The 22,936-nt window shown below is 57.4% G+C and carries 20 protein-coding genes; 10 read left to right on the top strand and 10 right to left on the bottom strand.

The features are described from left to right. Positions 1–29: 29 nt before the first annotated feature. Positions 30–980: a transaldolase gene (tal, locus tag ACWKX3_RS00595; RefSeq protein ID WP_006176617.1), complete on the top strand. Its 951-nt coding sequence runs from the start codon at positions 30–32 to the stop codon at positions 978–980. 19 nt (positions 981–999) lie between these two features. Then, the gene (gene tkt, locus ACWKX3_RS00590) at positions 1,000–2,988 is read left to right on the top strand and encodes a transketolase (protein ID WP_454541116.1); all 1,989 of its coding nucleotides are present in this window, start codon (positions 1,000–1,002) and stop codon (positions 2,986–2,988) included. 97 nt (positions 2,989–3,085) lie between these two features. Here the strand turns inward: tkt and ACWKX3_RS00585 are convergent, their stop codons facing one another. Next, positions 3,086–4,123 carry a DUF1176 domain-containing protein gene (locus ACWKX3_RS00585; protein WP_088207968.1) on the bottom strand — a complete coding sequence of 346 codons (1,038 nt, stop codon included), beginning with the start codon at positions 4,121–4,123 and terminating at the stop codon, positions 3,086–3,088. Between the two features lie 103 nt (positions 4,124–4,226). Further along, positions 4,227–4,823 (bottom strand): GDP-mannose pyrophosphatase NudK, encoded by a 597-nt coding sequence (gene nudK / locus ACWKX3_RS00580; RefSeq protein WP_236346781.1) that lies wholly within the window; start codon positions 4,821–4,823, stop codon positions 4,227–4,229. A 280-nt stretch (positions 4,824–5,103) separates the two neighbouring features. On the opposite strand from nudK, the gene narQ reads away from it, so the two are divergent. Continuing rightward, positions 5,104–6,789 carry a nitrate/nitrite two-component system sensor histidine kinase NarQ gene (gene narQ, locus ACWKX3_RS00575; RefSeq protein ID WP_454541115.1) on the top strand — a complete coding sequence of 562 codons (1,686 nt, stop codon included), beginning with the start codon at positions 5,104–5,106 and terminating at the stop codon, positions 6,787–6,789. A 201-nt stretch (positions 6,790–6,990) separates the two neighbouring features. Beyond that, positions 6,991–10,104 carry a multidrug efflux RND transporter permease AcrD gene (gene acrD, locus ACWKX3_RS00570; protein ID WP_101737183.1) on the top strand — a complete coding sequence of 1,038 codons (3,114 nt, stop codon included), beginning with the start codon at positions 6,991–6,993 and terminating at the stop codon, positions 10,102–10,104. Between the two features lie 119 nt (positions 10,105–10,223). On the opposite strand, the gene ypfM is transcribed toward acrD, so the two are convergent. Then, positions 10,224–10,283, bottom strand: coding sequence for a protein YpfM (ypfM, locus tag ACWKX3_RS00565; RefSeq protein ID WP_100780840.1), 60 nt, complete (start codon positions 10,281–10,283; stop codon positions 10,224–10,226). 387 nt (positions 10,284–10,670) lie between these two features. Here ypfM and ACWKX3_RS00560 point away from each other — a divergent pair, with 387 nt between their 5' ends. Genes ACWKX3_RS00560 through ACWKX3_RS00550 form a run of 3 tightly spaced genes read left to right on the top strand, consistent with a single transcriptional unit; the run spans position 10,671 to position 12,381 of the window. After that, on the top strand, positions 10,671–11,027 hold the full coding sequence (locus tag ACWKX3_RS00560) for an ArsC family reductase (protein ID WP_058610280.1): 357 nt from the start codon (positions 10,671–10,673) through the stop codon (positions 11,025–11,027). A gap of 3 nt (positions 11,028–11,030) precedes the next feature. Then, a complete protein-coding gene (dapE, locus tag ACWKX3_RS00555; RefSeq protein WP_042320379.1) occupies positions 11,031–12,158 on the top strand; it encodes a succinyl-diaminopimelate desuccinylase in 1,128 nt (375 codons plus the stop codon). A gap of 25 nt (positions 12,159–12,183) precedes the next feature. Next, entirely contained in the window at positions 12,184–12,381 is a 198-nt protein-coding gene (locus tag ACWKX3_RS00550) for a YpfN family protein (RefSeq protein WP_000383991.1), read from the top strand. 39 nt (positions 12,382–12,420) lie between these two features. Here the strand turns inward: ACWKX3_RS00550 and ypfH are convergent, their stop codons facing one another. From ypfH to dapA, 6 genes are all read right to left on the bottom strand, one after another. Next, complete coding sequence (gene ypfH / locus ACWKX3_RS00545) at positions 12,421–13,116, bottom strand: esterase (protein ID WP_220710444.1); 696 nt, start codon at positions 13,114–13,116, stop codon at positions 12,421–12,423. A gap of 73 nt (positions 13,117–13,189) precedes the next feature. After that, entirely contained in the window at positions 13,190–15,163 is a 1,974-nt protein-coding gene (locus ACWKX3_RS00540) for a tRNA(Met) cytidine acetyltransferase TmcA (protein ID WP_454541114.1), read from the bottom strand. Continuing rightward, positions 15,163–16,032 (bottom strand): KPN_02809 family neutral zinc metallopeptidase, encoded by an 870-nt coding sequence (gene ypfJ, locus ACWKX3_RS00535; protein ID WP_454541113.1) that lies wholly within the window; start codon positions 16,030–16,032, stop codon positions 15,163–15,165. Before ypfJ ends, ACWKX3_RS00540 begins: the two co-directional genes overlap by 1 nt. A gap of 121 nt (positions 16,033–16,153) precedes the next feature. After that, complete coding sequence (gene purC, locus ACWKX3_RS00530; protein WP_042320387.1) at positions 16,154–16,867, bottom strand: phosphoribosylaminoimidazolesuccinocarboxamide synthase; 714 nt, start codon at positions 16,865–16,867, stop codon at positions 16,154–16,156. Positions 16,868–16,976: 109 nt separating this feature from the next. Next, positions 16,977–18,011, bottom strand: coding sequence for an outer membrane protein assembly factor BamC (bamC, locus tag ACWKX3_RS00525; protein ID WP_006176630.1), 1,035 nt, complete (start codon positions 18,009–18,011; stop codon positions 16,977–16,979). Positions 18,012–18,027: 16 nt separating this feature from the next. Beyond that, positions 18,028–18,906 (bottom strand): 4-hydroxy-tetrahydrodipicolinate synthase, encoded by an 879-nt coding sequence (gene dapA / locus ACWKX3_RS00520; protein ID WP_058610283.1) that lies wholly within the window; start codon positions 18,904–18,906, stop codon positions 18,028–18,030. Positions 18,907–19,051: 145 nt separating this feature from the next. On the opposite strand from dapA, the gene ACWKX3_RS00515 reads away from it, so the two are divergent. Together ACWKX3_RS00515 and bcp are read left to right on the top strand one after the other, a co-directional pair. Continuing rightward, positions 19,052–19,621, top strand: coding sequence for a glycine cleavage system transcriptional repressor (locus tag ACWKX3_RS00515; RefSeq protein ID WP_042320389.1), 570 nt, complete (start codon positions 19,052–19,054; stop codon positions 19,619–19,621). Next, positions 19,621–20,091, top strand: coding sequence for a thioredoxin-dependent thiol peroxidase (bcp, locus tag ACWKX3_RS00510; protein WP_058610284.1), 471 nt, complete (start codon positions 19,621–19,623; stop codon positions 20,089–20,091). The genes ACWKX3_RS00515 and bcp overlap by 1 nt, the downstream gene beginning before the upstream one ends. A gap of 84 nt (positions 20,092–20,175) precedes the next feature. On the opposite strand, the gene ACWKX3_RS00505 is transcribed toward bcp, so the two are convergent. Beyond that, positions 20,176–21,240: an AI-2E family transporter gene (locus ACWKX3_RS00505; protein ID WP_006176634.1), complete on the bottom strand. Its 1,065-nt coding sequence runs from the start codon at positions 21,238–21,240 to the stop codon at positions 20,176–20,178. Positions 21,241–21,460: 220 nt separating this feature from the next. On the opposite strand from ACWKX3_RS00505, the gene bepA reads away from it, so the two are divergent. Continuing rightward, positions 21,461–22,924: a beta-barrel assembly-enhancing protease gene (gene bepA / locus ACWKX3_RS00500; RefSeq protein WP_006176635.1), complete on the top strand. Its 1,464-nt coding sequence runs from the start codon at positions 21,461–21,463 to the stop codon at positions 22,922–22,924. The last annotated feature ends 12 nt before the right edge of the window (positions 22,925–22,936 follow it).

Here is a 22,936-nt window from a genome sequence, read left to right as displayed (position 1 = left end):
ACTCTTTTATTTCCAAGGAGTAATTATTTATGAACCAGCTAGACGGCATCAAACAATTCACCACCGTAGTCGCGGACAGCGGCGATATCGAGTCTATCCGCAGCTATCAGCCGGAAGATGCGACCACCAACCCCTCGCTGTTGCTCAAAGCGGCAGGGCTTGAACATTTCAGTCATCTGATTGATGACGCCATCGCCTATGGCAAACAGCGCGGGAAAACCCAGGAGCAGCAGGTCGCCGAAGCCAGCGACAAGCTGGCGGTCAATATCGGTGCGGAAATTCTGAAAAGCATACCGGGACGCGTGTCGACCGAAGTGGACGCCCGCCTTTCCTTCGACCAGGAAAAAAGCATCAACAAAGCCCGCCGCCTGGTAGAGCTTTATCAGGAGCAGGGAATTGATAAATCGCGCATTCTGATCAAGCTCGCTTCAACCTGGGAAGGCATTCGCGCCGCCGAGGTGCTGGAAAAAGAGGGGATCCACTGCAACCTGACGTTACTGTTCTCCTTTGCTCAGGCACGTGCCTGCGCCGAGGCGGGCGTGTTCCTCGTCTCACCGTTCGTCGGGCGTATCTACGACTGGTATCAGGCAAAACAGCCGATGGACCCGTACGTGGTGGAAGAAGACCCCGGCGTGAAGTCGGTCCGCAATATCTATGACTATTACAAACAGCACCGCTACGAGACCATCGTGATGGGGGCCAGCTTCCGCCGCACCGAGCAGATCCTCGCCCTGGCAGGCTGTGACCGTCTGACCATCTCTCCTGACCTGCTGAAAAAGCTGCAGCAGAGCGACGAGACGGTGATCCGTAAACTGGTGCCGACCTCAACCGTGCTGCCAAAACCGAAAGCGATGACGGAGGCGGAGTTCCGCTGGGAGCACAACCAGGACGCAATGGCCGTCGATAAACTGGCGGAAGGCATTCGCCTGTTCGCCGTCGACCAGCGCAAACTTGAAGATCTTCTTGCCGCCAAACTTTAACCTTGCCATGGAGTGAACTATGTCCCGTAAAGAGCTCGCCAATGCCATTCGCGCCCTCAGCATGGATGCCGTGCAGAAAGCCAATTCCGGCCACCCTGGCGCCCCGATGGGCATGGCAGATATTGCCGAAGTGCTGTGGAACGACTTCCTGAAGCACAACCCGACCGATCCCACCTGGTACGATCGTGACCGTTTTATTCTTTCAAACGGCCATGCCTCCATGCTGCTCTATAGCCTGCTGCACCTCTCCGGCTACGATCTGCCGCTTGAGGAGATCAAAAACTTCCGCCAGCTGCATTCGAAAACGCCGGGTCATCCGGAGATTGGCTACACGCCGGGCGTAGAGACCACCACCGGGCCGCTCGGTCAGGGTCTGGCGAACGCCGTCGGTCTGGCGATTGCCGAGCGCACGCTGGGCGCGCAGTTTAACCAGCCGGGCCATGACATCGTTGACCACTACACCTATGTGTTTATGGGCGACGGCTGTCTGATGGAGGGGATCTCGCACGAGGTCTGCTCGCTGGCGGGCACGCTGGGGCTGGGCAAGCTGATTGGCTTCTACGATCACAACGGTATCTCGATTGACGGGGAAACCGAAGGCTGGTTTACCGACGACACGGCCAAACGCTTCGAGGCCTACCACTGGCACGTGGTGCACGAAATCGACGGTCACGATCCTGAGGCGGTGAAAAAAGCGATTCAGGAAGCGCAGAGCGTGAAGGACAAACCGTCCCTGATTATCTGCCGGACCACCATCGGCTTCGGCTCACCGAACAAAGCGGGCAAGGAAGAGTCGCACGGCGCGGCGCTGGGCGAAGAAGAGGTGGCGCTGACCCGTCAGAAACTGGGCTGGAAATACCCGGCGTTCGAGATCCCAAAAGAGATCTACAAAGCCTGGGACGCGCGTGAAGCGGGTGAACACGCGCAGCACGCCTGGAACGAGAAGTTCGCCGCCTACAAAAAGGCGCATCCGGCGCTGGCCGCCGAGTTTTCCCGCCGCATGAGCGGGGGTCTGCCGGAGGACTGGGAAGCGAAAACCCAGGCGCTGATTGAAGAGTTGCAGTCCAATCCGGCGAAAATTGCCACCCGTAAGGCATCGCAAAACACCCTCAATGCCATCGGCCCGATCCTCCCGGAACTGCTCGGCGGCTCGGCGGACCTGGCACCAAGTAACCTGACCATCTGGTCTGGCTCTAAATCCCTGAAGGAGGACGTGGCCGGGAACTACATTCACTACGGCGTGCGTGAATTCGGGATGACGGCCATTGCCAACGGTATCGCCCATCACGGCGGCTTTGTGCCTTATACCGCCACCTTCCTGATGTTTGTTGAATATGCCCGCAACGCGGCGCGTATGGCGGCGCTGATGAAGGCGCGGCAGATCATGGTCTACACCCACGACTCCATCGGTCTGGGGGAAGACGGGCCGACGCACCAGGCAGTTGAACAGCTGGCGAGCCTGCGCCTGACGCCAAACATCAGCACCTGGCGTCCGTGCGATCAGGTAGAGGCCGCGGTCGGCTGGAAGCTGGCGGTTGAACGCCACAGCGGGCCGACGGCGCTGATCCTGTCGCGTCAGAATCTGGCGCAGATTGAGCGTACGCCGGAGCAGGTGAAAAATATCGCCCGCGGCGGCTACATTCTGAAAGACAGCGGCGGCAAGCCGGACGTGATTTTGATTGCTACCGGTTCTGAGATTGAAATCACCGTTAAGGCAGCGGAGAAGCTGACCGCCGAAGGTCACGCGGTGCGCGTGGTCTCCCTGCCCTCTACCGATATTTTCGACGCACAGGATGAGGCTTACCGTGAATCGGTCCTGCCTTCAAACGTTGCGGCACGCGTGGCGGTGGAAGCGGGGATCGCCGACTACTGGTACAAGTATGTCGGGCTGAAAGGCGCGATTGTCGGGATGCGCGGCTACGGCGAATCGGCCCCAGCCGACAAGCTGTTCCCGTATTTCGGCTTTACCGTCGAGAACGTGGTTGAGAAGGCGTTGAGCGTGATGTAGTGCGGTTTTCGTTGCCGGGTGGCGGCTACGCCTTACCCGGCCTACGATGTGGCGGCTTTGCAGGCCGGGTAAGCGACAGCGGCATATGGCCAAAAAACTACCGCGTGATCCACAGCGTGGGCCAGGCATCTGGCCCATTCCAGCCATCGCAGCTTGGCTCTTCCGCATAGCGCACCAGGCGAAAGCGCTGGCCGTCAAAACGCCAGCGCGTCTGAATGCCGCAATCCCCGATACCGCGTCCTAACGCGAGAGTCGTTAACTCCCGGTTTTTCTCATCGAAGCTGGCGTTCATCAACTCCATTTCACTGCTCTGGCTTGACGGGGTAAACGGCAATCGCAGCCTGACGGAACGGGCCGCGAACGGCTTTTTGCGTGATACCAGCCATGCCAGATCGACGGTGTTGTACGCCCCCGCCTCACAGCTGACGATCAGCAGCGCTTTGTCATCCGTTAACGCCGTGACGCGGACCTCGCGACGGCTGGGATCCAGCGAGCATTGGCTGTTATTCATCCGCCAGGTGCCATAGTCCAGCAGATCGTTTAGCTCAGCGTGAGTAAGCGGCGTGGGCGTCGGATTGACTGTCGCCACCTTTTTGAGGGCTGGCGCAGGAGGAACGCTCAGCGGCGGATCGTCCCCTTTTTTAATCCAGGCGGTTTCGCTGCCGACACGCTTTTGCTGAGCGTCGATAAACAGCAGCGCGGCTTTAAGGCCGTCCAGAGAGGCAATCTGCCTGCCGCCGCGCAGCGTCAGCGTATGCCCTTCCTGAATATGCTTTAAAAAGGCAGAGATGGTCGCCGCATCGTCGGTTTTCAGGTGCCAGGGCGTAAGCTGCCAGCGCTGCGGGTCAAGCTTCACCGGCGCGTTGTCGAGCAGTAATCGCGGCGCGATGTCTGGCTCTTTCACCGAAGGCGAAGAAAACCCGCCGAGATCGATGCGCAGCGTGGCATCGGTTTTGGCCCCGGCGCTGCGGCTCAGCGTCATGACCAGTCCATGATGCTCGCCGGTATTGCGCGCCACGCAAAAATTCTGGTTATTGCAGGTGACCTGCCAGTCTGAGAAGGACTGCTGAGCAGGCGCAGCCCACACCAGCGGCGCGGACAATACGCAAAGAAGGAACAGAAAGAAAAGGCGCATGAATGGCACAACCCCGGAAACGAAAACGCAAAACTGGGCGGTATCTTCGTGGCACAACCGGGCTTGCTCAATCAGATTTATCGGATAGATTTATCCGAAAGCCTCACTCCTGACGTTCGAAAGCGGGGGTCATGAGGCCGGATGTTTGTAAATATTGTAACAATATCACCGCCTTACCGTCCCTGATCTCACCGTTTTTCACCATGTTAAGGGCTTCTGTAAAGGGGATCTCCAGCACGTCGATATCTTCATCTTCCACGCCGCCGCCCGGGTTGACCCGCTGCGCGTCGTGGTATTCGGCGATAAAGAAATGAACGATCTCCGTCACGCCGCCCGGCGACATAAACAGCTCAAAGACCTTTTTAACCTCGCCCACCTCGAAGCCTGTCTCTTCAATCGCCTCTTTGCGAATACAGACTTCCGGCTCATCATCGTCCAGCAGGCCTGCGCAGGTTTCGATCAGCCGCCCGTCCGGGTTGCCGTTCACCCACGTCGCGACGCGAAACTGGCGGATCAGCACCACGCTCTTTTTTTCGCGGTTATAGAGCAGAATAGTTGCGCCGTTGCCACGATCGTAGACCTCGCGTTTATGGCGGATCACCTCGCCGTTTTTACGCGTTAAATCGTAGGTGATGTTACGCAGTACAAAGTAATTTTCAGAGAGGATTTTGTCTTTGATAACGTCTATTTTCAGGGTCATACAGGCTCCACGGCTAAATGAGTGTGGGTATACTACGCCGCGAAATCCGCTTTGTCGCCCGTCGACGCGCGTGTGTTTTAAGCGTTTTACGCTGCGCCGTTGCAAAATCACCGCGTCGGCGAGCAGACGCAGCCGCTTATTTCGTGTAAACAATACCCCTACTCTTTATATAAAAAATCGCTTTACCCACAGCGGGGCTTACGGGCAGGGTTCACATCCCCGGAAGCCGGGCGATGTCCAGTGACCCTGTGGCAGATTAATTTTTTCAGGAAGCCGTTTTGTGACCGTTAAACGCCCCGTCTCCCGAAGCCTGGCTCGGGCTTTCTTTTCGATTATTATGCTGTCCGTGCTCACCAGCGCCATTGCGCTGCTGACGCTTGCCAGCAGCCAGCGCGACGCCGAGGCGATCAATATCGCCGGGTCGCTACGCATGCAGAGCTACCGGTTGGGCTACGAGATGCAGCGCACCAGCCCTTCGCTGGCGGAACACCGGGCAGTGTGGCAACAGACCCTCAGCGCGCCCGCGCTGCAAAAACTCAGCCGCTGGTACGTGCCGGACGACGTGAAGCAGCGTTATCATCAGTTACATCTCGCCTGGCAGGAGATGGACAAACGCATCGCCAGCGGGGACACCGCGTGGTACCAGAGCCACATTGAAGATTTTGTGGGCCGTATTGATGCCTTTGTGCTGGCGCTTCAGCACTACACCGAGCATAAAATTCAGCTGGTTATCCTGATGTCGCTGGCAGGCGGCCTCGGCATTTTGCTGCTGGCGATGACGACCCTGCGGCGGATCCGGCGTCAGGTCGTTCTGCCGCTCAAAAACCTGGTGGCGGCAAGCGAGCGCATCGAGCAACGCGCGTTTGATACCCCGGCTCCCGACACCCATCTGCCCAACGAACTGGGCCAGCTCTCCCGCGCCTTCAACCATATGTCAGGCGAACTGCACACGCTGTATCGCTCGCTTGAGCACTCCGTCGCCGAAAAAACCCGGCACCTGAACGAAGCGCATCAGCAGCTGGAAATGCTCTTCACCTGCTCTCAGGCGCTCAACACCGGGCAGATAGACAGCCACTGCTTCAGGCATATTTTGCAGATTGTGCATGACTACACGCAGATGAATTATCTGGAGCTTCGCACCAGCGACGACTGGCGGCTGGCGGAGGGCACCGAGTCTGACACCGTCCAGATGCAGAGCCTGCCGGTGCTGATGCAGGATACGCTGTATGGCGAACTCCGCTGGCAGAGCGACACCGCGAACGTGTCCCTGCCCCTGATGAAAAGCGTCGCAACGATGCTGGGGCGTGGGCTTTACTTCAATCAGGGGCAAAAGCACTTTCAGCAGCTGCTGCTGATGGAAGAGCGCGCGACCATCGCCCGCGAACTGCATGACTCGCTGGCGCAGGTGCTTTCTTACCTGCGGATCCAGCTTACGCTGCTCAAACATGCTGTACCGGAGGAGAACGCGCCCGCGCAGACCATCATTGCCGACTTTTCCCGCGAGCTCAACAACGCCTGGCAGCAGCTGCGTGAGCTGCTCACCACCTTCCGCCTGACGCTGAACCATGCCAACCTCCCCGCCGCGCTGCAGGAGTCGCTCGACGGCCTGCAAAGCCAGACCCAGGCGAAGCTGACGCTCGACTGCCGCCTCTCTTCGCTGGCGCTGGATGCCCAGAAGCAGGTTCACCTGCTGCAAATTGTGCGCGAGGCGGTGCTGAATGCCATCAAGCACGCCGAGGCGAGCGAGATCACCGTAAGCTGCATTACCGCTGCGGATGGCACCCACACGGTGACGATCCGCGACAACGGCATCGGTATTGGGGAGGCCAGCGAACCACCGGGGCACTACGGGCTGAATATCATGCGCGAACGCGCAGGGCGGCTTGGGGGCACGCTAAGCTTCTCTCAGCCGCCAAATGGCGGCACGCAGGTCAGCGTAAGGTTCAGTACGCCTGCGGGTAAATAACGGTAAAGTCATGCGTTATGCCAACGCCTCGTCCTGAAGATGCAGGATACTTTCCGTCGCGCCCGCGTGGGGGCGCGGCGTAAACGCGCATGATAATTTACATTATCTCCTTTATTTCTCCACGTTTGGCTCTGCTCTTGCCGCTACAGTGATGCGGGCAATTTACAATAATGACGTGCAGCAAAACGAGGTCACTTTTTCATGGCGAATTTTTTCATCGATCGCCCCATTTTTGCCTGGGTACTTGCCATCCTGTTGTGTCTGACAGGTGTCCTGGCGATTACATCGCTTCCCGTTGAGCAATATCCCGAACTGGCGCCGCCTAACGTGCGCATCACGGCTAACTATCCCGGTGCCTCGGCGCAGACGCTTGAGAATACCGTGACGCAGGTTATCGAGCAGAATATGACTGGCCTCGACAACCTGATGTATATGTCTTCCCAGAGTAGCGCCACTGGTCAGGCAACCGTGACGCTCAGCTTTACGGCGGGTACCGATCCGGACGAAGCGGTGCAGCAGGTGCAAAACCAGCTCCAGTCGGCCCTGCGCAAGCTGCCTCAGGCCGTGCAAAACCAGGGCGTAACCGTGCGTAAAACCGGTGACACCAACATTTTGACCATAGCCTTTGTCTCCACCGACGGCTCGATGGATAAGCAGGATATTGCCGACTACGTTGCCAGTAACATTCAGGATCCGCTGAGCCGGATTAACGGCGTAGGGGATATCGACGCCTACGGTTCGCAGTACTCCATGCGCATCTGGCTTGACCCGAATAAGTTAACCAGCGTCCAGATGACCGCTAAAGATGTCACCGATGCCATCGAATCCCAGAATGCGCAAATCGCGGTGGGACAGCTCGGCGGCACGCCGTCGGTGGATAATCAGGCGCTGAATGCCACCATTAATTCGCAGTCGCTGCTGCAAACGCCGGAGCAGTTCCGCAATATCACCCTGCGGGTCAATCAGGACGGTTCTGAAGTGCGCCTGGGCGATGTCGCCACGGTTGAAATGGGGGCGGAGAAGTATGATTACCTGAGCCGCTTTAATGGTAAGCCGGCGTCAGGTCTGGGGGTAAAACTGGCTTCAGGCGCTAACGAGATGGCAACCGCTGAACTCGTACTCAACCGCCTGGACGAACTGTCGCACTTCTTCCCGCACGGCCTGGAGTACAAAGTCGCCTACGAGACCACCTCATTTGTGAAGGCGTCCATTGAGGACGTGGTGAAAACCCTCCTCGAAGCCATCGCGCTGGTGTTCCTGGTGATGTACCTGTTCTTACAGAACTTCCGCGCCACGCTTATCCCCACCATTGCCGTGCCGGTAGTCCTGCTCGGCACCTTCGCGGTGCTCTACGCCTTCGGATACAGTATCAACACGCTGACCATGTTCGCCATGGTGCTGGCCATCGGCCTGCTGGTGGATGATGCCATCGTGGTGGTGGAGAACGTTGAGCGCATCATGAGCGAAGAAGGACTTTCGCCGCGCCAGGCAACGCGCAAATCGATGGGGCAGATTCAGGGCGCGCTGGTGGGTATCGCGATGGTGCTGTCGGCGGTATTTATCCCGATGGCCTTCTTTGGCGGCACCACCGGCGCAATTTACCGCCAGTTCTCTATCACCATCGTCTCTGCCATGGTGCTGTCGGTGCTGGTGGCGATGATCCTCACCCCTGCCCTCTGCTGTACCCTTCTTAAGCCGCTGCATAAAGGCGAACATCACGGCCAGAAAGGCTTTTTCGGCTGGTTTAACCGCATGTTTAACCGCAACGCGGCCCGCTATGAGGCGGGCGTGGGGAAAGTTCTCCACCGCAGCGTGCGCTGGATGGTGGTGTATGTCCTGCTGCTGGGCGGCATGGTTTTCCTGTTCCTGCGTTTGCCCACCTCCTTCCTGCCGCTGGAAGACAGAGGGATGTTTATCACCTCGGTCCAGCTCCCGAGCGGCTCGACCCAGCAGCAGACGCTGAAAGTGGTGCAGAAGGTGGAGAATTATTTCCACACCCAGGAGAAGGACAACGTGGTTTCTATCTTCTCAACCGTGGGTTCCGGCCCCGGCGGTAACGGGCAGAACGTGGCGCGTATGTTCATACGTCTGAAAGACTGGGAACAGCGCGACAGCAAAACCGGCTCCTCCTTTGCCATTATCGAGCGAGCCACGAAGGCGTTTAGCCACATCAAAGAGGCGCGCGTCTTCGCCAGCAGCCCTCCCGCCATCAGCGGAATGGGCAGCTCGGCAGGGTTTGATATGGAGCTGCAGGATCACGCCGGCGCGGGGCACGACGCGCTCATGGCTGCCCGCGATAAGCTTCTGGATCTGGCTGGCAAAGATCCGCAGCTCACGCGCGTTCGTCACAATGGCCTGGATGACAGCCCGCAGCTGCAGGTGGATATCGATCAGCGCAAAGCGCAGGCGCTTGGCGTCTCTATCGACGATATCAACAATACGCTGCAAACCGCCTGGGGCTCGAGCTATGTGAACGACTTTATGGATCGCGGCCGTGTGAAAAAGGTCTACGTCCAGTCGGCCGCCAAATACCGCATGCTGCCGGATGATATCAACCGCTGGTACGTGCGAAATAACGCGGGCGGTATGGTGCCGTTCTCAGCGTTTGCTACCTCCCGCTGGGAAACCGGTTCGCCTCGTCTTGAGCGTTACAATGGCTACTCGGCCCTGGAAATTGTCGGCGAAGCGGCGCCGGGGGTGAGTACCGGTACGGCGATGGACGTTATGGAAAAACTGGTGCAGCAGCTGCCGGCCGGTTTTGGCCTTGAGTGGACGGCCATGTCTTACCAGGAGCGCCTCTCCGGTGCGCAGGCACCTGCCCTGTACGCGCTGTCGCTGCTGGTGGTGTTCCTCTGCCTTGCCGCCCTGTATGAAAGCTGGTCGGTACCGTTCTCGGTCATGCTGGTGGTGCCGCTAGGGGTGATTGGCGCCCTGCTCGCCACCTGGATGCGCGGCCTGGAGAATGACGTTTACTTCCAGGTCGGGCTGCTCACCGTGATTGGCCTGTCGGCGAAAAACGCCATTCTGATCGTCGAGTTTGCCAACGAGATGAACGCTAAGGGGCACGACCTGATGGCCGCCACGCTCCACGCCTGCCGCCAGCGCCTGCGACCGATCCTGATGACCTCCCTGGCGTTTGTCTTTGGCGTGCTGCCAATGGCGACCAGTTCAGGGGCTGGCTCCAGCAGCCAGCACGCGGTAGGGACTGGCGTCATGGGCGGTATGATTTCGGCAACGATCCTGGCTATCTATTTCGTCCCGCTGTTCTTTGTGCTGGTTCGTCGCCGTTTCCCGCTGAAGGAACGCCCTGAATAAGCGGGCAACGCGTGACGGGTATAAAAAAGGCGGCTCAGTTAGCCGCCTTTTTACTGTGTGATAGATTCACACTATGGTTATTTTACTTATTTAAGTGCTCTTGCAATTCTTACTGAATATCATTTACGAAGCATGTCTTCGATAAAGTCTTTCCAGTTCCCCAGTTCACGTTCAATCATAACAACCTCTCTTATTATTATGCGTATTCTACGAAAAACCATCGTCATTGTGAAGATAATTTAGCCAATCACTGCGATTGCACCCCGCGCATACCCGGTGTTCAGGGTAACTATGCGCCGGGGCGAGTAAATTTTATGTGACGTGCAGCAATATTTAGAAATAACTCAGCGAACCGGTGAATTTTTATTAATGTAGTCACGCAGTTCACTATTTTGAGTGAATGGACAACTATGCTTAAATGATGAAATAATATTCAGCATACAGATGTACGTTGAATTATGAAGAATAACGAATTAAGCGATTTACTAAGCGTGCTATATTTCACTTAAGGATATATCTTCGAAATAATTGAACATTTCATCATCATTAGAGCAAAAGGATTCAACATGGTTGTGATGTACGGCATTAAAAACTGCGACACCATCAAAAAAGCCCGCCGCTGGCTGGAGGCCAGGAACATTGAGTACCGCTTCCATGACTACCGCGCCGATGGCCTTGATGCAGAATTTCTGCATACCGCCATCAACGAGCTGGGGTGGGAAGCACTGCTGAACACCCGCGGTACCACCTGGCGAAAACTCGATGAATCACTGCGAGCCAGCATCACAGACGCCGACAGCGCGGCCAGGCTGATGCTTGAAATGCCAGCAATTATCAAACGCCCATTGCTCTGCAAGCCAGGTCAGCCTATGCTGCTGGGTTTCAGTGAAACCTTATATTCAGACTTTTTTGTTGAGGTGTAGTCTATGTCATGCCCGGTCATTGAGCTGACTCAGCAGCTTATTCGCCGTCCTTCCCTAAGCCCGGACGATGCAGGTTGTCAGGCATTAATGATTGAACGCCTGCGGGCCATTGGGTTTACCGTTGAAACGATGGACTTCGGCGACACGCAGAACTTCTGGGCATGGCGCGGCGAAGGCGAAACGCTGGCGTTTGCCGGGCATACCGATGTGGTTCCTGCGGGCGACGCAGACCGCTGGATCAACCCGCCGTTCGAGCCGACTATCCGCGACGGCATGCTGTTTGGCCGCGGTGCGGCGGACATGAAAGGTTCGCTGGCGGCCATGGTCGTGGCGGCCGAGCGCTTCGTGGCGCAGCATCCAGACCATAAAAACCGTCTCGCGTTTCTGATCACCTCCGATGAAGAAGCCAGCGCGCACAATGGTACGGTTAAAGTGGTTGAGGCGCTGATGGCGCGCAACGAACGCCTGGACTACTGCCTGGTGGGCGAACCGTCCAGTACCGAGGTCGTCGGCGATGTGGTAAAAAACGGGCGTCGCGGGTCGCTGACCTGTAACCTGACGATCCACGGCGTGCAGGGGCACGTGGCCTATCCGCATCTCGCCGATAACCCGGTTCACCGTGCGGCCCCGATGCTCAATGAGCTGGTGGGTATTGAGTGGGACAAAGGCAACGAATACTTCCCACCGACCAGTATGCAGATAGCAAACATCAAGGCCGGGACGGGCAGTAACAACGTCATCCCGGGCGATTGTTTCGTTCAGTTCAACTTCCGCTTCAGCACTGAACTGACCGACGAAATGATCAAAGCGCGCGTGATGGCGCTGCTGGAGAAGTATGAATTGCGCTATACCGTGGACTGGTGGCTGTCCGGCCAGCCGTTCCTGACGCAGCGCGGTAAACTGGTGGATGCGGTGGTGAATGCCATCGCGCACTATAATGAAATAAAGCCACAGCTGCTGACAACGGGCGGCACCTCCGACGGACGCTTTATTGCCCGCATGGGGGCGCAGGTAGTCGAACTGGGTCCAGTTAACGCGACCATTCATAAAATCAATGAGTGCGTCAACGCGGCAGATTTACAACTGCTGGCCCGTATGTATCAACGTATTATGGAGCAACTCGTCGCCTGACGGTTGCTCTGAGAAGGAATAGCGAATGGATTGGCTTTCAAAGTACTGGTGGATCCTGGTGCTGGTGTTTTTAGTGGGCGTGCTGCTTAACGTGATTAAAGATCTGAAGCGCGTTGATCACAAAAAATTCCTCGCCAACAAACCGGATCTCCCGCCGCATCGTGACTTTAACGACAAGTGGGACGATGAAGACGACTGGCCGAAGAAAGACCAGAAGAAGTAATTGTGATTCCCCTCACCCTGTAAGGGAGAGGGGAAATAATTACATAAACTCGACAATATCATCATCATTCGGCTTAGCGCCGCTGAGCGCTTCGTCGAAGTAGTGCTTCGGCACGGTGTAACGCAAATGGTCGAGCGCAAACTGCATGCTACGATCGTCAATCGCATGCCCCAGATCCTCGACGATATCCAGCGTGACATCCCCGCCTTCACGAATGAGCGCCTCCTGGGCAGCCACCGCGTGAGCCAGATCGATTACCCTGTCTTCACCACCGTGGATCAGGTGAATAGTAGTGTGCGTAGTGGCCCGCTGCGGCAACGTCGCAAAGCGTCCGTTAAAAGCAATGACGCGCGAAACCAGACCCGGCTGCGCCTTCACGCTCTCAAGCGACATAATCGACCCCTGTGAGAAGCCAATCAGCGCGGTGGCGTTAGCCCCCACGCCGCTCTGCTGCTGCCAGTAGCGCACGATGTCGATAAAAGCAGGCATCACGGCATCAATGCGCGCCTGACGGTTCTCTTCGGTCACGCCCTGCACGGAGAACCACTGCCGGCCATCCGGGCCGCATGGCTCCACGCCACCAATGCTGACAATCAGCGCGTCCGGGAATATCGGTGCGAACCAGCTGCCAATCTGCCCCATGTTGACGGCATTATCGCCAACGCCATGAAACAGCAGCAGTAACTGTTTAGCCGGTTTGTCCGGGCTTTGAACAACAAAATGGTCATGTTTCATGGCGAGCTCCTTAATTGATAAGCAGGATTTTACGCCTCTCGAGGGTAATGACCATGCCACTTTACTGAAGAAGTCATTGAAAAAATTGCCATTGCAAAACGCGCTCTCTCAGTTGCTGACAGCGCGCGCGATCGAGCGTTTCCAGCGCCAGGGCGGCGTCATTACGCAGGCGCGCCAGCAATGCTTTACGCCCGGAAAGAGAGAGTTCGGCGCTGAGCGCGGCCTCCTCTTTTCGTGCCTCGATTTTTCCGCGCAGCGCCGCCATCGGCGCATCCACCGCGAGCAGCAGACGCGTTAAGGCCGCCACCGAGGTCGAAAACGGGCGATGAGCAAAGGCAAATCCTGCCAGCTCCAGCCAGTCATCACTGTTAAGGGTAGCCTCCCAGCGATCGGGCACAGGGATCTTTTCTTCATTCCACGCCGAAAGAACGCGCGCATCGCGGCACAGTCGCCGGTGTTCCTGCTCGCACAGCCGGTGCCCTGGCTCAGTTAGCGGTCGCATCGCCATCGCCGTGTAGCAGCCGCTGCTGGCCTCCCGGTGGCTGCCCATGCGCACCAGCATAAAGCCGCACTGCCGCCAGAAGCGCCACAGCTCGTCGGTATAGCCGAAACTGACGGAGAGGTAATCCTGCCCCCCGGCAGTGCGGATCAGCGCCTGGCCGATCCCCTCCCGCTGACGATGGGGATGCACGGCTATGCGGGTCACGCGTCGCCCGCTAAGCGTTGCGGCTAGCGGCGACCCGCCGTGCGCCGCCAGAGACTGGGCCACAAGATTTCCGCGTGGACGGCGATATCCCGCCCAAACTGCGCGACTCAATTCAGGGGATAACCCGCCCTCCTCCACCAGCCAGAGCGCCCCGACAATAGCGCTGCCCGCTTGCGCGACGGCAAAATGCTGACCAGGGGCATCCATCATTCGGCGTAAATCGAGCGGCGACGTACGGTAGTGTGCGGCGCACAGCAGCTCGTAAACGCCCGCCACGCGCGCCGGATGACGCTCCCAGTCCTGCGGTTCAAGCGAGCCTAAGGTCACGTCGCCTGCGGGACGCAGGTCGATAAGCGCATCGTCAAACAGCAGGGCGCTATCAACAACCCGCTCAAGCGGACACCCGGCCGCCCAGCGGATCGGGCTGGAAAGCGTGTAACGCTGCAACGCGCTAAACCGCGCGCAGAATTTAAGCAAAAAGCCCCTGCCGGTGCCTTCATAGCCCTGCACCGTCGTGGTTAGCACAACCCGTGGGAAACGGTTGACCAGCTGTTCAAGCAGCGGGCCGGGGATGGCAGCCGCCTCGTCAACGATCAGCCAGTCCGCCTGCACGTCGCTTGCCAGGATGGCGTCCGGGGCCATGAAGTGAAATCGCTCTCCGGCGAAGCGCGCGATCACGTCGGTCGCGCCTTTTGCCGGCGCGGTGACGATAGCGCAGCCCGCCACACGCGTAACCAACATCCCCGCGAGGGCCGATTTCCCACGCCCGCGCGGGGCGGTGATGGCCGCAACGCCAGGCTCCATCGCCAGCAGCGCCGCCAGAATAGCGGCCTGCTCGCGCTGCGGCTCGCCGCGGGCGGGCTGCCAGTCAGGCACGTCAGGGAAGGATGGAAGGGATAACGCCTTTTCTTGCTGCCAGATAATCGCGTCGGGATCGGCGGCGATTATCCGGCAGAAATGGTGAACGAAGTGCGGGGTGGCGATCGGGTCGGGTCGGTCGCTCCAGCGTACGGAATCCGCGTCCGGCGTATCAGCCCACCGGGAAAGGGGTGGAACCAACAGCACCAGCAGGCTTCCGGCGCGCAGCGTTCCGGCAAGCGCGGCAAAAGCGGAGGCGTCAAACCCAACGCGGGCATCAAAGACGGCATGCAGAAACTCGCGCCCCAGCAGCCCGCTCATGGCCTTTGAGGGATGTTCATCAAGCCACGGCCAGTCGCCGGGCAGGGTATCGCGCAGGGCGACTGCCTGCGCAAGTGCCCACTGCGGCTCCCCGCTGAGCACCACCAGCCGACGATGGCCTGTGCGCCCGAGCAGGGTTATCAGATTTTCAAACGCCAGCATTACATGGCTTTACCGAAGGTATCACACTGCGCCGGGTCGCCACTGTCGAAACCCCGTTTGAACCAGGTGTAGCGCTGTTCAGAGGTTCCATGCGTAAAGCTGTCCGGCACCACGCGGCCCTGGCTCTGCTGCTGCAGACGATCGTCGCCAATGGCTTCAGCCGCGTTCAGCGCCTCTTCCAGGTCCCCCGCTTCGAGCACGCCCTGCTTCTGCATGCTGTTGCCCCACACGCCGGCAAAGCAGTCCGCCTGCAGCTCCATGCGCACCGACAGGTGATTCACTTCCGTCTGAGAGGCATTCTGCTGCATCTGACGCACTTTAGGTTCGATACCGAGCAGCTTCTGTACGTGGTGTCCGACTTCATGCGCAATTACGTAGCCCTGGGCAAAATCGCCGTCAGCGCCGAGCTTGCGTTTCATGTCGTCGTAAAAAGAGAGATCGATATAGACGGTACTGTCAGCCGGACAGTAGAACGGGCCCATCACCGACTGCCCGGTACCGCAGCCGGTACGCGTCGCACCGCGGTACATCACCAGTTTCGGCGGCTGATAGGTTTTCCCCATCTTCTCGAACTGCTGACTCCAGGTGTCTTCGGTCGTGGCGAGGATCACGGAGGTAAATTTCGCCGCTTCATCTTCATTCGGGCTGATGGAGCGCGACGAATGTTGCTGCTGCTGAAGAGGTTCTCCGGTCAGCATCCCGGTTAAATCGACACCGTAATAGCCCGCAACCAGCACCACGATCAGCAGAATAATCCCGCCCTTTCCACTGGGTAACCGGAAGCCAGGACCGCCCATAGACGGGCCGCCGCCGCTACTGCTGCGCCTGTCTTCTACATTGTCACTTTCACGACGCCCTTGCCAGCGCATAAACACCTCGAAAATATCCTATTATTCATAGCTATGATCGTAGGCGGTTAATGGCAAGATTACCATAGGAAACAAAGGTAAGACGCCAAAGGATGCAAACATCCTTTGGCAACAGAGAGGATTAGTCGAGCTTAACGCCTAAACGGTGAGCAACCGCTTCGTAGGCTTCAATCAGGCCGCCCAGGCTCTGACGGAAACGGTCTTTATCCATTTTATCCAGCGTCTCTTTGTCCCACAGGCGGCTGCCGTCCGGGGAGAACTCATCGCCCAGCACCACTTCGCCTTTGAACAGACCGAACTCCAGCTTGAAATCAACGAGGATCAGGCCCGCGTCGTCGAACAGCTTTTTCAGCACGTCGTTGGCTTTGTAGGTCAACTCCTGCATACGCGCCAGATTCTCTTTACTGACCCAGCCAAAGGTTTCGCAGTAGGATTCGTTAACCATCGGATCGTGCATGGCGTCGTTTTTCAGGAACAGATCGAACAGCGGAGGATTCAGCTCGATACCTTCTTCAATGCCAAGACGCTTCACCAGTGAGCCAGCGGCGCGGTTACGCACCACGCATTCCACCGGGACCATATCGAGTTTCTTCACCAGACATTCCGTATCGGACAACAACGCTTCCATCTGGGTCGGAATACCCGCTTCGGCCAGTTTGGTCATAATGAAGTGGTTGAACTTGTTGTTCACCATGCCTTTACGATCGAACTGCTCAATGCGCGCGCCATCCCCTGCTGACGTATCATTGCGGAACTCGAGCACCAACAGATCGGGGTTTTCCGTGCTGTATACGGTCTTCGCTTTGCCACGATACAACTCAGCTTGCTTCTGCATCTTCATTACTCCTGGTGTGATAATTTGAGTTCAAAACTGGGAATATTATGCCACGCACACGTTTGCGTAGCACGAAAATAAAAAGGGCTGGATTAACCAGCCCTCATTTTTATTTGCTGAATGCAGCCTGGAAGACCGCGACCAGCGCATCGTTCTGCGACTGGGTCAGCGTGTGGCCTTTCGGATCGATAAACTGCAGGCTACTGCGGTTATCGAGGTCACCGACCTGAATTTTATAATCGCCGGAGGCCAACTGTGGATCGCGTGCGCCCAGTTCCTGCCATGCGCTATCGGACAGCGGTTTATAGGTTGCCGTCATGCTACCCGTTGAACGCGTGCTGTCAGAAACCTTCATGCCCATTTTTTCCAGCGTCGCTGGCAGGCGCTGCCAGGTCTGGTTAAATGGCGCACGAACGACCAGCATTGGCAGACCGGTCTCATCAGCGGCGCTCTGCACGTCGAAGGTGGTCCCGTTACTGCTCCGCGCTGCGTTAGCCGCATCCGTCGCGTTTTTATCCAGACCGGCGGCAATCACGTTCAGCATTTCGGTGCTGTAGCGCTGCATGGAAGCCGGATCGGCCACCGCTTTACCCGCCTGCTCCAGGTTCAGCAGCTTAACGGTGACCGCCTGCTGATAACCCTGAGGCTTAACGGAGACTTGATAACGACCACGGTACTGCTGATCTTCATCCAGACGGTTCCAGTTAATCCAGTCGGTGGTTAACGTCTGGCTGGCGTCGTCACGTTTGTCGATGGTGTAATTCTTCGCCTGAATGACGCTCACCACCTGCGGCCACAGGGTGCTATTGCGACCGCTTTCAACCAACAGCGATGCGGTATCACCGGTAAACTGGGTACGCGCGCCGCTCACCAGCGCCAAAGGCTGTGCCGGTGGTCGAATATCAAGCGCTTTACCCACCTGACCGCTACCGTTGGTCACGGGAATATTGTAATCACCGTTTTGAATCGGCAGGATCATGCCAGCAGGTGCGTGAAGTTCAGCAAGCGGTGTCGCATCCAGATAGGATTCATCACCGCTCACCTGGCGCTTGTAGCGCGAGTCTGAACTACAGGCAGCGAGCAGCATCACAAGCGAAACACTCGCAACCTTCGCCAGGCGCGACTTCTGTACTGAATAAGCCATCAAATCTCCCTAAACTTTACAGCAAACCAGCATGCTTGAGCGCGCCAGCGACGATATCGCGACCGTGGTCGGTAATCGGTGTCATTGGCAGACGCAGCGTGTCGGTTGCTACAAGTCCCAACTCCTTACAGGCCCATTTCACTGGGATCGGATTGGGTTCGACAAATAATTTATTGTGCAACGGCATCAGACGCTGATTAATCACGCGAGCGTCATCAAAATGACCGGCCGCCGCCAGCTTGCACATTTCCGCCATATCGCGCGCCGCAACGTTTGCCGTTACGGAAATCACGCCATGGCCTCCGAGCTGCATAAAGTCCAGCGCGCTCGCGTCATCACCACTCAACAGGATAAAGTCGTCTGAAACCAGCTCTTTGATCTGATGAACGCGGCTTAAGTTCCCCGTTGCCTCTTTAATCCCGATAATATTTTTTACTTTCGAGAGGCGACCAACGGTTTCCGGCAGCATATCGCAACCGGTGCGGGACGGCACATTATACAGAATTTGTGGCAAGTCAGTATGTTCAGCGATGGCTTTGAAATGCTGGAACAAACCTTCCTGGGTAGGACGGTTGTAGTAAGGGGTAACCGTCAGACAGCCGACAATGCCGCTGTCGTTGAAACGTTGAGTCAGGCTGATAGCTTCTGCGGTGGCATTCGCACCCGTTCCCGCGATGACGGGAATGCGTCCGTCAGCCAGCTCAAGGGTCAGCATCACCACATCGCCGTGCTCTTCGTGGCTCAACGTGGCAGATTCACCGGTAGTCCCTACCGAAACGATCGCCGAGGTTCCGTTGGCGACATGGTAATCAATCAGCTTCTTCATGCTTGACCGGCAGACATTACCTTTTTCATCCATCGGTGTAACAAGCGCGACAATACTTCCCGTGAACATGGGCCATCCTCTGTGCGAACAAGAGCCTCAATGTTACGTTTGGAACTGTAATAAAAGCAAGCGACCTGAGGCTCTCAGGCGGTTGTATGCATGTTTTTTTTATGCTTTCCTTAGGAAGACTTAACCAAGCAAAGGAAGAACAGGTTTGACAACCTCATCACAACATTACCTGGTTATCACTGCGCTGGGTGCTGACAGGCCGGGTATTGTGAACACCATCACCCGCCACGTAAGCAGCTGCGGCTGTAATATCGAAGACAGCCGCCTGGCTATGCTTGGCGAAGAGTTCACGTTTATTATGCTGCTGTCCGGGACATGGAACGCCATTACGCTTATTGAATCTACCCTGCCCCTGAAAGGCGCGGAGCTGGATCTGCTGATCGTCATGAAGCGTACCACCGCGCGCCCGCGCCCGGCGCTGCCTTCCACCGTCTGGGTACAGGTTGAAGTTCCTGATTCTCCGCATTTGATTGAGCGTTTCACCGCGCTGTTTGACAGCCATCAGATGAATATTGCCGAGCTGGTTTCCCGTATACAGCCGGGAGACAATAGCGAGACCCCCACACTGTTTATTCAAATCACGGCGCACAGTCCTGCCTCGCAGGATGCCTCAAATATTGAGCAAGCCTTCAAAGCCCTCTGTACAGAATTACGCGCGCAGGGCAGTATAAGCGTCGTTAATTATTCTCAGCATGAACAAGACGGAGTCGAGTAATGAACCCACTGAAAGCCGGTGATATCGCACCGAAATTTAGCTTGCCGGATCAAGACGGCGAGCAAGTAAATTTAACCGACTTCCAGGGACAGCGTGTTCTGGTCTATTTCTACCCGAAAGCCATGACCCCGGGCTGTACCGTACAGGCCTGTGGTTTGCGCGACAACATGGATGACCTGAAAAAAGCCGGTGTAGAAGTGCTGGGTATCAGCACCGATAAGCCCGAAAAGCTGTCACGGTTTGCGGAAAAAGAGCTGCTGAACTTTACGCTGCTTTCCGACGAGGACCACCAGGTCTGCGAACAGTTTGGCGTCTGGGGCGAGAAGTCTTTTATGGGCAAAACCTACGACGGTATTCACCGCATCAGCTTCCTGATTGATGCTGACGGGAAAGTTGAGCATGTGTTCGATGATTTCAAAACCAGCAACCACCATGACGTGGTGTTGAACTGGCTAAAAGAAAACGCGTGATACTTTTGTGCCGGGTGGCGCTGCGCTTACCCGGCCTACATTCGCGTGCAGGTCGGGTAAGGTGAAGCCGCCACCCGGCAAAATCTACTTCTCTTCCACCGCCGGTACATCCGGCCATGCGTGAACCACCGCTTTAATCAGCGTCGCCAGCGGAATCGCAAAGAACACGCCCCAGAATCCCCACAGCCCACCGAAGATCACCACCGAAAGAATGATGACCAGCGGGTGCAGATTCACCGCCTCAGAGAACAGCACCGGCACCAGCAGGTTGCCGTCCAGCCCCTGAATAATCAGATACACCGCGAAACAGCTCCAGAACTCGGTCCCCAGACCAAACTGGAACAGCGCCACGCCCACCACCGGGATTGTCACGACAAAGGCACCGATATAGGGAATGAGCACCGAGAAGCCCACCAGCACCGCCAGCAGCAATGAATAATTGAGGCCGAAAATCACGAAGCCAATCCAGGTCGCGACGCCGACCACAATCATCTCCAGCACTTTGCCGCGAATATAGTTGGTGATCTGCTGGTTCATCTCCTCCCAGACCTGCCCGGCCAGACCGCGGTTGCGCGGCAGCACCCGGCGCACGGCGTTCAGCATCTGCTCTTTATCTTTCACCAGGAAGAAGACCATCAGCGGCACCAGCACCAGATAGACCGCCAGCGTCAGCAGCCCCACCAGCGAAGCCAGAGAGTATTTCACTACCGAATCGCCCATCGTCATGATGCGGGCGCGCATGTTTTCTGCCATGGCGTCGATAATCCCGGCGTCCATCAGCGCGGGATAGCGGCGCGGCAGCGTAGCGGCAAAATCAGAGAGCTTATTGAGCATGCCGGGCATATCGCGGATAAGATAGATTCCCTGCTGCCAGGCAACCGGCATCACCACAAACGCCATTAACAGCAGAATGCCAACGAACAGCACCAGCACGATGCTGGTCGCCCAGCGGCGGGAACAACCGATATTTTCCAGACGGGCCGTCGGCCACTCCAGCAGATACGCCAGAACTATCGCCACCAGCAAAGGCGCCAGCAGGCCGCTAAAGAAGAACAGGATGCCGAATCCCGCAACCAGAATAACCAGCAAAGCGATGGCCTCCGGGTCACTGAACCGACGCCGGTACCACTGCATTAACATTTCGAGCATACAACCCTTCCCTGAATCGGATGGCGGGACTGAGACGGTGAATTGTATCTAACTGTCACAAAAAAGACTTTCCTTTTTGTATCACTGTAATCATTCGCAAAAGCCTGAGGAATGGGATTTTCTTCATGCCTTAACACGGCTACACTCGCATGGCAGTGGAGATGAACGATATACCGCTTCATCGGTCAAATTAGCACATCCAACATACAGGACAGTGGTTATGTTCAGGCAGTTGAGAAAAACACTGGTTGCGACACTTATCGCCGCGCTGACGGTGGGTCAGGCAGCGCCTGCTTTCGCTGACTCGGCCGATACCTTGCCGGATATGGGTACCACCGCAGGAAGCACGCTCTCCATCGGTCAGGAGATGCAAATGGGTGATTACTATGTCCGCCAGCTGCGCGGCAGCGCGCCGTTGATCAACGATCCGCTGCTGGTGCAATACATTAACGGCCTGGGGATGCGCCTCGTCGCGCACGCCAACTCGGTGAAGACCCCCTTCCACTTCTATTTGATCAATAACGACGAAATCAACGCCTTTGCCTTCTTCGGGGGCAACGTGGTGCTGCATTCGGCGTTATTCCGCTACTCCGATAACGAAAGCCAGCTGGCTTCGGTCATGGCGCACGAAATTTCGCACGTCACCCAGCGCCACCTGGCCCGCGCGATGGAAGACCAGAAGCGCAACGCCCCGCTCACCTGGGTGGGCGCGCTCGGCTCCATCCTGCTGGCGATGGCCAGCCCGCAGGCGGGGATGGCCGCCCTGACCGGCACCCTGGCGGGCACGCGTCAGGGCATGATCAGCTTTACCCAGCAAAACGAACAGGAAGCGGACCGCATCGGTATTCAGGTGCTGCAGCGCGCGGGCTTTGACCCGCAGGCGATGCCGAGCTTCCTGGAGAAACTGCTCGACCAGGCGCGCTACTCGTCGCGTCCACCCGAAATTCTGCTGACGCACCCGCTGCCGGAAAGCCGCCTGTCGGATGCGCGCAACCGCGCCAACCAGATGCGCCCGGTGGTTGTGCAGTCTTCGCAGGATTTCTACATGGCGAAGGTCAGAACCCTGGGGATGTACAACTCCGGGCGTAACCAGCTCACCAGCGACCTGCTGGATGCCCTGGCAAAAGGCAACGTGCGCGAGAAAAATGCGGCCCGGTACGGTCAGGCGCTGCAGGCGATGGAAGCAAGCAAGTACGATGAGGCGCGTAAAGCCCTCCAGCCACTGCTGGCCGCCGACCCCAACAACCCGTGGTACCTCGACCTTGCGACCGATATCGATCTGGGGCAGAAAAAAGCGACCGATGCCATTAACCGTCTGAAAGGGGCGAAAGAGGTGGGGACCAATCCGGTACTGCAGCTTAACCTGGCGAACGCTTACTTACAGGGTGGGCAGGCCCGCGAGGCGGCGGCGATCCTGAACCGCTACACCTTTAATAACAAAGACGATCAAAACGGCTGGGATCTGCTGGCGCAAGCGGAAGCTCAGCTCGGCAACCGCGATCAGGAGCTGGCGGCGCGCGCCGAAGGCTTTGCGCTGGTGGGCCGTCTCGATCAGGCCATTTCAATGCTCAGCAGCGCCAGTTCGCAGGTTAAGCTCGGCAGCCTGCAGCAGGCGCGCTACGATGCGCGTATCGATCAGCTGCGCGGATTGCAGCAGCGCTTCAAGCCGTACGAAAAGATGTAACAAAGGAGAATG

This window comes from Enterobacter sp. UPMP2052, from assembly GCF_053709675.1.
The sequence above is the reverse complement of the archived record's forward strand: the minus strand, read 5'-3'. Positions and strand labels throughout refer to the sequence as shown.

Bases quoted from the DNA above. Each gene is read 5' to 3' on its own strand.
- nudK (WP_236346781.1), bottom strand. From the start codon at position 4,823: ATGACCCTGAAAATAGACGTTATCAAAGACAAAATCCTCTCTGAAAAT.
- ACWKX3_RS00560 (WP_058610280.1), top strand. From the start codon at position 10,671: ATGGTTGTGATGTACGGCATTAAAAACTGCGACACCATCAAAAAAGCC.
- bamC (WP_006176630.1), bottom strand. From the start codon at position 18,011: ATGGCTTATTCAGTACAGAAGTCGCGCCTGGCGAAGGTTGCGAGTGTT.
- dapA (WP_058610283.1), bottom strand. From the start codon at position 18,906: ATGTTCACGGGAAGTATTGTCGCGCTTGTTACACCGATGGATGAAAAA.
- dapE (WP_042320379.1), top strand. From the start codon at position 11,031: ATGTCATGCCCGGTCATTGAGCTGACTCAGCAGCTTATTCGCCGTCCT.
- ACWKX3_RS00585 (WP_088207968.1), bottom strand. From the start codon at position 4,123: ATGCGCCTTTTCTTTCTGTTCCTTCTTTGCGTATTGTCCGCGCCGCTG.
- purC (WP_042320387.1), bottom strand. From the start codon at position 16,867: ATGCAGAAGCAAGCTGAGTTGTATCGTGGCAAAGCGAAGACCGTATAC.
- ypfJ (WP_454541113.1), bottom strand. From the start codon at position 16,032: ATGCGCTGGCAAGGGCGTCGTGAAAGTGACAATGTAGAAGACAGGCGC.
- ACWKX3_RS00505 (WP_006176634.1), bottom strand. From the start codon at position 21,240: ATGCTCGAAATGTTAATGCAGTGGTACCGGCGTCGGTTCAGTGACCCG.
- acrD (WP_101737183.1), top strand. From the start codon at position 6,991: ATGGCGAATTTTTTCATCGATCGCCCCATTTTTGCCTGGGTACTTGCC.
- ypfH (WP_220710444.1), bottom strand. From the start codon at position 13,116: ATGAAACATGACCATTTTGTTGTTCAAAGCCCGGACAAACCGGCTAAA.
- tal (WP_006176617.1), top strand. From the start codon at position 30: ATGAACCAGCTAGACGGCATCAAACAATTCACCACCGTAGTCGCGGAC.
- bepA (WP_006176635.1), top strand. From the start codon at position 21,461: ATGTTCAGGCAGTTGAGAAAAACACTGGTTGCGACACTTATCGCCGCG.
- ACWKX3_RS00540 (WP_454541114.1), bottom strand. From the start codon at position 15,163: ATGCTGGCGTTTGAAAATCTGATAACCCTGCTCGGGCGCACAGGCCAT.
- ACWKX3_RS00550 (WP_000383991.1), top strand. From the start codon at position 12,184: ATGGATTGGCTTTCAAAGTACTGGTGGATCCTGGTGCTGGTGTTTTTA.
- tkt (WP_454541116.1), top strand. From the start codon at position 1,000: ATGTCCCGTAAAGAGCTCGCCAATGCCATTCGCGCCCTCAGCATGGAT.
- bcp (WP_058610284.1), top strand. From the start codon at position 19,621: ATGAACCCACTGAAAGCCGGTGATATCGCACCGAAATTTAGCTTGCCG.